Source organism: Actinomycetospora lutea (assembly GCF_028737205.1).
Taxonomy (GTDB): Bacteria; Actinomycetota; Actinomycetes; order Mycobacteriales; family Pseudonocardiaceae; genus Actinomycetospora; species Actinomycetospora lutea.
Window position 1 is genome coordinate 51,255 of the sequence record NZ_JAQZAL010000035.1, and the last position, 8,916, is coordinate 60,170.

Here is an 8,916-nt window from a genome sequence, read left to right on the forward strand (position 1 = left end):
GGCGTGCTCCCCTCATTGCTGCGTCTCCCGCCCACCTCAGCCGTACCGCTTGAGCTCGTGGAAGAAGTCGTCGACCACGTGCAGGCCCCCGGTCTTCCGGACGTGGTCGTAGACGTCCTTGCCCAGGGCGAGGTCGAGGATGCCGAGGCCGAACGGCGAGAACACCACGGTCCGGTCGGTCGGCAGCGTGATCCGGTCGGAGAGGACGTCGCCCAGCGTCCCGTGCACGTGGTCGCGGTTGCCGGTCTGCTGCTCGACCAGGTGCACCGAGGTGTTCGCCCGCAGGCAGTGGTCGACGTCGTCGACGATGTTCGTCGACGCCTCGATCACCTCCGGCGACAGGTCGCGCAGCGAGACGTGCAGCACCAGCGGGTGGTGGTCGAACCACGCGGGGTCGTGCACGTGCGGGGTCCCTGCGACCGTGGCGAACACGACCAGGTCGCTGGCGCGGATCAGCGACTCCGCGTCGTCGTGGACGGTGATCGTCCCGGTGCCCTCCTGCGTCTCGAGGTAGCCGCGGAACCCCTCGGCGCTCTCGGTCTTGAGGTCGAACACGCCGGTCTCGTCGAAGGTCCACCCCGTCGCCGCGAGGTAGGTGTGCAGGTAGCGGGCGATGAGCCCGACACCGAAGAACCCGACGCGGCGGGGCCGCTCCCGGCCCCGGGTCAGCCGGTCGGCGGCCAGCGCCGCCGATGCCGAGGTCCGGCTCGCGTTGATGATCGACGCCTCGAGGCAGGCGAAGGGGTAGCCCGTGTCGTGGTCGTTGAGGATCAGCACGGCCGAGGCGCGCGGCACCCCCGCCGCCACGTTGTCCGGGAAGCTCGAGACCCACTTGATCCCGTCGACGTTCACGTCCCCGCCGACCGACGCGGGCAGCGCGATGATCCGCGACGTCGGCCGGTCGGCGAAGGTGAGGAAGTACGACGGCGGGTTGTGGGTCCGGCCGGCGTCGTGGAGGCGGTAGGTCTCCTCCATGAGGGCGACGACATCGCGCTCCCGGCCCCGCAACGCCTCCCCCACCTGGGCGCCGGGGATCACCGCGAACGGCGGCACCGTCACGGGGTTCGCGCTCATGGGTCGCTCCTTCGCGGTGGTCACGACGAGGGGGTGAGGTCGGAGGGGCGGAAGCGGACGGTCGGCTCCTCGTCCACCGCGGCCGGAGCGGCGGCCGGGGCGGGGGCCGGGGCGGCAGCAGGGGCGGCAGCAGGGGCGGCGGGAGCGGGCGCCGGGGCGTCCGCCACCTGCCCGTCGATGAGCGCGGCGAGGTCGGCGAGCACGGGGTGGCCGACGATGTCGGGCAGGCTCACGACCTTCTTCAGACCCACGGCCATCTTCACCGCGAGCAGCGAGGAGCCGCCGCGGTCGAAGAAGTGCGTGTCCCGCCCGATCGCCGAGACGTCGACGCCCAGCAGGGGCGCCCAGACGGCCGCGACGCGTTCCTCGGTCGGGGTGAGCGGGGCGGCGTCGGCGTCGCCGGCGGAGGTCTCGGGCTCGTCGAGGGCGAGGGCCAGCGCCGTCAGCGCCTTGCGGTCGATCTTGCCGTTCGGGGTGAGCGGCAGGACCTCCTGGTGGTGCAGCACCGGCGGGACCATGTACACGGGCAGCGAGGCACCGAGGGTCGAGCGCAGCACCTCGGTCTCCACCGGCGCGGCGGCGCCGTAGAAGCCGACCAGCTGCTTGCCGCGTCCCGGCCGCTCGGCGACGACGACCGCGGCGTCGCGGACGCCGGGCGCCCGCAGCAGCGTGTTCTCGACCTCGCCGATCTCGATGCGGAACCCCGAGATCTTCACCTGGTGGTCGCGGCGCCCGAGGAAGTCGAGCTTCCCGCTGGGCAGCCACCGGCCGTGGTCGCCGCTGCGGTAGAGCCGCTCGCCGGGGCGCAGCGGGTCGGGCACGAACGCCGTCGCCGTGCGCTCGGGGTCGTTGACGTACCCGCGCCCGACGCACACGCCGGAGAACACGATCTCCCCCGGCGCGCCGAGCGGCACCGGGTGGAGGGCCTCGTCGACGACGTAGACGCGGACGTTGGGGACGGCGGGCCCGAGCGGCACCCGCTCGCCGGCGGGCACCTCGGTGAGGATCTCGTGGTTGGTGTCGTCGCAGGTCTCGGTGAGCCCGTAGGCGTTGACCATCGCCACGTCCGGGCGCACGGCGAACCAGCGCGCGACCAGCTCCTTCTTGACGGCCTCGCCGGTGACCGCGATGCGCCGCAGCGCGGGCAGCACCTCGGCGGCCGGGAGGTCCTGCTGCTCGAGGTAGGAGACCACGACGTCGAGGTAGGACGGCACGAGCTGGGCGACCTCGACCCGCCGGCGGGCCAGCAGGTCCACGAACGAGGGCACGTCGAGGATCGTCGCCTGCTCGACGATCACCGTGGTCGCGCCCACGAGCCAGGGCGCCACGAGCTGCCACAGCGAGATGTCGAAGCACTGCGGCGCGGTCTCGGTGACCACCGTGCCCTCGGTGACGCCGAGATCCTCGATCTTGGCGTAGAGGTGGTTGACCATCCCGGCGTGCTCGCACATGGCGCCCTTCGGCTCGCCGGTGGAGCCGGAGGTGAAGTACAGGTAGGCGAGCCGGTCGCCCGCGACGTCGACCCGCGGGACCGCGTCACCGTGCTCCTCGGCGACGGCGTCGTCGACGAGCAGGCGCTCGGGGGCGGCCGCGCCGAGGCCGGCCAGCGCCTCGTCGAGCGTGGTGGTGCTGCCGCGCTCGCCGAGCACGAGGCGCGCGTCGGCGCGGGTGAGCACCGTGGCGATGCGGTCGGCGGGGAAGTGGGGCTCCAGCGGCAGGTACGCGGCGCCCGCCTTGAGGATGCCGAGCACCGACGCGGCCCAGTCGAGGGTCCGCTCGGCGACCACGGCGACGATCCCCTCGTGCGGCAGGTCGCGGGCCAGGATCGCCCGCGCGACGCGGTCGGTGACCTCGTCGAGCTCGCGGTAGGTCCACGACCGCTCGCCGTGCACCACGGCGACGCGGTCCGGGTCGGCGGCCACGCGCTCGCGGATGATCTCGTGCGCGGGCTTGGCGGGGCGCTCGCGCACCGGGCCCGCGAGGCCGTCGACGAGGAACGCCAGCTCCTCGGGGCCGACCAGTCCCGCCGCGTCCGGCGCCGCGTCCGGGTCCGCGCAGAGCTGCCCGAGGGCGGTGAGGTGGTACCCCGCGATCCGCTCGGCGGCCGCGGCGTCCAGGTCCGCGGGTCGGTGCACGACCCGCAGCCGGTCGTGGGCCGGGCGGTCGATCCGGAACACGGTGCCGTCCTCGAGCGGCGGCTCGGCGACCGCCTCGGGGCCGAGGGCCAGGACGGTCTCCGGCCAGAGCCCGGCGAGGTCGCGGCGCGCCCGGGCCAGGGCGGCGTCCTCGCTGCGGTCGGTCCCCGCCAGGACGGTCAGGTTCCCGCCCGCGGCCGTGACCAGGGCTCGCCACGAGGGGGCCCCGGTGTCGAGGCGACAGGGCAGCGTCCGGCCCGCGACCTCGACCCCGGCGAGGACGTCGGGCTCCGCGGTGAGCGCCGTGAGGACCCGGGCGTGCGCCGCGAGCAGCAGCGCGTCGGGGACGACGCCGAGGCGACCTGCCTGCGCGGACACCGCGGCGGCGAGCTCGGCGGGGATCGCGACCGTGGTCGTGACCGGCCCGCCGTCGGTCGTGCCGGCGGAGGCGTCCACCGAGCTCCACCGCGGCACGGCGGTGGCGCCGCTCGCGAGGACCGCGCGCCACCGGGTGTCGTCGGGGACTGCGCACGTGGGCTGGGTCATGGGTCCGTCCTCGGGGTCGGGTCAGTCGATGCCGCGGGCGGGGTTGCCGCCCCAGATCTCCCCGGGCGGCACCTCCTCGCCCTTCATGAGGAAGGTGTCGGGCGCCAGGATCGCGCCGTCACCGATCGTCGTGCCGTAGTGGATGAAGGAGGAGACACCGAGCGTGACCCGGTCCCCGATGACGACGTTGTCGGACTTGAACCCGCCGTCCTCCTGGGAGTGGCACTGGATGACGCACCCCTCGCCGAGGGTGGCGTCGTCGCCGATGGTGGTGAAGCCCTTCTCGGTGAGGTTGGCGCCGTCGTCGAACAGCCGGGCGCCGACGTGCACCCCGAGCAGGCGCCAAACCAGCGGCTTGAACGGCGTCCCGTTGAACAGCTGCACCCAGTGGGGGGCGGGCACCTTCCAGTACCGCTCGTGGCGCCAGAAGACCGGGTCGTAGATGGAGGCGCCGTCGGGCCGCAGGGCCTTGAGCGGCGAGACGCAGCGCTGCACCAGCGAGAACCAGGCGACGAGCGCGACGATGCCCACCAGCTCGACGAGGACCACCTCGCCGGGGCCCGCCTCGATCGGCAGCGACGCGACCGCCGCCACCACCACGAGCGACAGGTAGAAGAAGAGCCACCGCACGAGCAGGTGCAGCAGCATCGAGACCGCGTTGTTGCGGTTCTTGCGCCGCAGCGACGCGGCCAGCTCCTGCGGGTCGGCGACATCGAGGGCGCTGTCACGCGCCACCGTCCGCGGGATCTCGAAGCTCGGTGAGCCGAGCAGACCGACGCCCTGGCGCACCGGTCCGTGCAGCGGGATCTGCACCTTCGTCGCCAGCAGGCAGTCGTCGCCCGTGCGGCCCTGCGGCGGGTAGACGATCCGGTTGCCGAGGAAGTTGTTCGCCCCGATCGCCGTCCGCGAGACGCGGAAGGACGTCGCGGAGTACTCGGCGTTCATCACCGACAGGCCGTCGGCGACGACGGTGCCGCGCCCCACGCTGGTGAGGAACGGGTTCTCGTGCTGGACGGCCATCCCGAAGTTCGAGCCGGTCTGCTGCAGGGGACGGAGCCGGTAGCCGACGAGCACGAGGTAGTGCGCGATCGCGGAGCTGTCCCCGAACAGCTCGACGAACGGCCGGACGTTGGTGAGGGTCCCGATCGTGCGGTGCAGCCAGTAGCGGACGCCGTAGAGCGGGTAGACGACGTCCGGGCGGACCCCCGCCGCGAGCAGCCGCGGCACCGTCGTCGTCACCACCAGCCCGAGCACCAGCCCGGCGGCGTAGAGGATGCCCGACAGCGCCAGCAGCTCGAGGTGGAAGACCCCCGTGACGAGGGCCCCGGGAGCGGGGTCGAACAGGGCGGCGAACTGCGGCACCAGCGAGTGCAGCACGCCGGCCGCCACCAGGGCGGCGGGCGAGGCCACGGCGAGGACGAACACGAGGAGCACCGTCGAGTACAGCGCCCGCCGCGAGCGGCTGCCGGGAGCGGGCGGCACCGCGGGCAGCGGGCCGTCGGCGCGGCGGCCGGGCGAGCCGTGCCAGACCTCGCCCGTGGGGATCGCCTGGCCGGCGTGCAGGGACGAGCTGTGGGCCAGCGACGCGCCGTCGCCGACGGCGGACCGCACGTCGAGCACGGTCGCCTCGCCGACGAAGGCACCCGCGCCGATGCTGACCCCGCCGATCTCGATGCGGCCGTCGTACGCGCGGTAGCACGCGATGACGGCCTCCTTCCGGACCAGGCTGCCGTCGCCGATGCTGAACAGGTCGGTGCACACGGGCACCTGGCTCGAGAGGTAGACGACGTCGCGCCCGACCTTCGCCCCCAGCGCCCGCAGGTAGAGCGTGAACGCCGGGGTGCCGGTGAACAGCACCATCGGGCTGGTGCGGACCAGCGTCTTGACCACCCAGAACCGCAGGTAGGCGGGGCTCCACACGCGGAACGACCCCGGCTTCCAGCGCCCGATGAGCACCCACTTCGCGACGACGGGCAGGACGCTCAGGGTGACGAACCCGACGACACCGGCGACGAGGGCACCGAGGTAGCCCTCGACGAGCCCCGTCGCCGTCGTGATCGCCCCGAAGCCCCACGTGAGGATCACCGCGGCGAGATAGCTGTAGGCCAGGACGCCGACGAGCTGGGCGATGCCGCACAGGACGAACGCGGCCGTGCCCGCGCGCGGACCGGTCGGCACCTCGGCCTCGGTCACCGGGGGGCCCGCGGGCTCGGCCGGTCGGTCGGGGCCGCCGCCGAGACCCGCGGCCAGGCTCGCGAGCGTGGGGTACTTGTAGACGTCGGGCATCCCCACCGACGGGACGTCGGGCCGCTTGCGGGTGCGGGCGCAGAAGCGGGCCATGAGCAGGGAGTCGGCGCCCAGGTCGTCGAAGAAGTTCGCCTGGGGCGGCACGTCGGGCCGCTCGAGGACCTCGGCGAGCAGGGCGCCGAGCCCGGAGGTCGTGCGCGCGGCGCCGGCGGAGTCGACCGGCTTCGCGGCCGGCGCAAGGGCCACGGCGAGCTTCGCGAGCGTCGGGTGCTGGTAGATGTCCTGCATCGCCGCCGACGGCAGCTCGGGGTGCTTGCGGATCTTCGCGCAGAAGCGGGCCATCAGGAGGGAGTCCGCGCCGAGGTCGTCGAAGAAGTTCCCGTCCCTGGGCACCTCGGGGCGTCCCAGGATCTCGACGAGGATCTCCCGCAGGAGCGCCTCGGTGGCGCCGGGAGCCGCTGACGGTGCCCCGACCGGTGCCGCTGCCGGTGCCGCTGCCGGTGCCGCTGCCGGTGCTGCGGGTGGCCCGCTCCCCACCGGCGGCCGCGGAGCCGAGGGGGCGCCCGCGCGGCCCGGCGGCCGCAGCGGCGGTCCGGCCGGACCCGGCGCCGGCGGGCCCGGCCGGCCCGGCCGGCCCGGCGCACCCGGCCGGACCGGGGCGCCGCGGTACGGGGCCGCGCCCGGCCCGCGGGGGCCGGGCGTGCCCGAGGCGGGAGTCCCCCGAGCGGGGAACCCTCGGCCGGGCGTGGCGCCCGGAGTCCCCGGGCCGGGGGGCCCGGGACGCCGTCCGGGCGGGACCGGCGGGCGGGCCGGTGAGGGGGCGGGCGGCGCCGGTGGGGCCGGCGGGGAGGCCGAGCGCGGGGGCGTCCGGGGTGCCGCCGGGGGCGGCGTCGCCCGGACGGCGGTCGTCGGCGCGTCGAGCCCGTCCGGCGGCGCGGGGGCGGGGTGCCGCGTCGTCGCGCGGGTCGAGACGTCGGCCTCGGGCGGCGGAGCCGGTGCGGCGGGCGAGGAGTCCTCGACCGCCGGCGCGGAGGTCTCGTCGACCTCCGGCGCGGACTCCTCCACCGCCGGCGGCGACTCCCCGACCTCCGGCGCCGGGGCCTCCTCCGGCGCGGACTCCTCGGCCGGGGCCGCGTCCTCGGCGGTCGCGGACGGCAGGGCCATCACGGTCGTGCGGCTCGAGCGGCGGGGGGCCGCCCGCGGCGACGGTCGCGCCGCCGACGGCAGGATCCGCTCCCCCCGGCCGTCCACACCGTCCAGCCGCGCGATGCGTTCGACGTCGCCCGACGGCGCGATCCGCCCGAGGTCGCCGGTGCGGAACATGAGGCCCGGCCCGCGACCGGGTGCGGGGACGAAGGCCTCCGCGGTGAGGTCGCGGCGCCCGACGTAGCCCCGCGCCACCCCGGGACCGATGACCGCGATCTCGCCGATCCCCCCGGCGGGCAGGACGCGCCGGGGGTCGCCGGGATCGGCGATGACGACGCCGTAACCCGGCAGCGGGCGCGCGTGGGTGGCCGGTTGCTGCGGGTGGAGCTCGGTCCACAGCGACGCGACCGTCGTCTCCGGGGCACCGTGCAGGCCGAGGATCCGGCGTCCGGGCCGGTGCCACCGGGCGAGGAGGTCGCGGGGCCGGTCGGTGCCGGAGACCAGGAGCAGCCGCAGGTCGGGCAGCGACTCCTCCACGCCCTCGAGGTCCTCGGCCGTCGCGCGCAGGACCGTGACGCGTCGTTCGAGCAGGTGACGTCCGAGCGCGGCGCCGCGCAGCGGCGGTCCGGCGGGCGCGGTGACGACGGTGGCCCCGCACGACCACGGGAGCCAGGTCTCGATGACGGCGAGGTCGGACCCCGCGCGGGTGTCGTGGTGGACCCGGTCGCCGGGACCGATCTGGAGGAGTCCGGCCGCGCCACGGAGGAACGCGGCGGCCGCGTCGTGTCCGACGGCCGTCGCGCGCAGGCCGCCGTCGGCCCCGGCGGAGCGGTCGGCGGCGTGGACCACGACGTAGGCGGGCGTCCCGACGACCGACCCGCGTTCGGCGGCGCTGAGGCGCTGGGCGTCCTCCTTCTCGATCCGGGCGCGGGCCCGGTCGAGGTACACGGCGTCGACGTCGGACGCGTCGAGCCGGGACGCCTCGTCGCCGGTGGTCAGCACGACGCCGGCCCCGGCCGCCTCGAGCACGGCCGCGAGGGCCGCGTCGGGGAGCCGGGCGTCGAGCAGCACCGAGACGGCACCGATCCTCGCGGTCGCGAGCTGGGCGACGAGGGCGTCGTCGGGACGGTCGAGCAGGACCGCGACACGGTCGCCGGCCGCGATCCGGCGCCGCCGGAGGTAGCGCGCCAGCCGCGCGGCCGCGGTCTCGAGCGCGACGTAGGACATCGACGTGTCGCCGGTCGCCACCGCGTCGGCGGTCGCCCGCCCGTGGCGGCGGAGCTCGTCGCAGGTCCGTTCGACGAGCCGGTCGATCCGCTCGTCCCCGGCGGCGGGCGGCGGACCCGCGCCCGGCCCGGGAGCGGGCCGGCGTCGGGACCCCGTCCACCGGCGCCGCGTCGCCGGCGGCACCGGGGGTGCCGTGGCGATGCCGTGCGCTGCGCCGGCGACCATGGCGACCCCCAGTCCGTGCTGTGGCGTTGCTGCGCGGGCGCGCGCGGGACCGAGACATCGTCACGCAGAGGCGTCGTCCACGCCCAGGTTTGTCACTCGAATGAGGTAATGCAGGCCGACTTTCTCGGCTCCGTCGACAAGATCGCGGGCGAACTGAGCACTCTCCGTCATGGCATCGAGGAGCGTCGAGCTCGGCGATCGACCGGTGTCAGCTGCCCCAGGTCCGCAGCCACACGACGTGCGGCGAGCGGCGGAGTTCGGCGAGGGCGTCCTCGGGGACGGGGGCCTCGGTGTCGGTCAGGACGTAGCCGCGTTC

The 8,916-nt window shown here is 75.6% G+C and carries 3 protein-coding genes; all 3 read right to left on the minus strand.

Features of this window, described 5'->3' with window-relative positions; translation table 11 throughout:
- Positions 1-36 precede the first annotated feature (36 nt).
- From sbnB to PHK61_RS27515, 3 genes are read right to left on the minus strand one after another with little or no spacing between them, the layout of a single operon-like run.
- Positions 37-1,074, minus strand: coding sequence for a 2,3-diaminopropionate biosynthesis protein SbnB (sbnB, locus tag PHK61_RS27505; RefSeq protein WP_274284217.1), 1,038 nt, complete (start codon positions 1,072-1,074; stop codon positions 37-39).
- 20 nt (positions 1,075-1,094) lie between these two features.
- On the minus strand, positions 1,095-3,755 hold the full coding sequence (locus PHK61_RS27510) for a non-ribosomal peptide synthetase (protein WP_274284218.1): 2,661 nt from the start codon (positions 3,753-3,755) through the stop codon (positions 1,095-1,097).
- Between the two features lie 21 nt (positions 3,756-3,776).
- Positions 3,777-8,600, minus strand: coding sequence for a Pls/PosA family non-ribosomal peptide synthetase (locus tag PHK61_RS27515; protein WP_274284219.1), 4,824 nt, complete (start codon positions 8,598-8,600; stop codon positions 3,777-3,779).
- Positions 8,601-8,916: the final 316 nt, after the last annotated feature.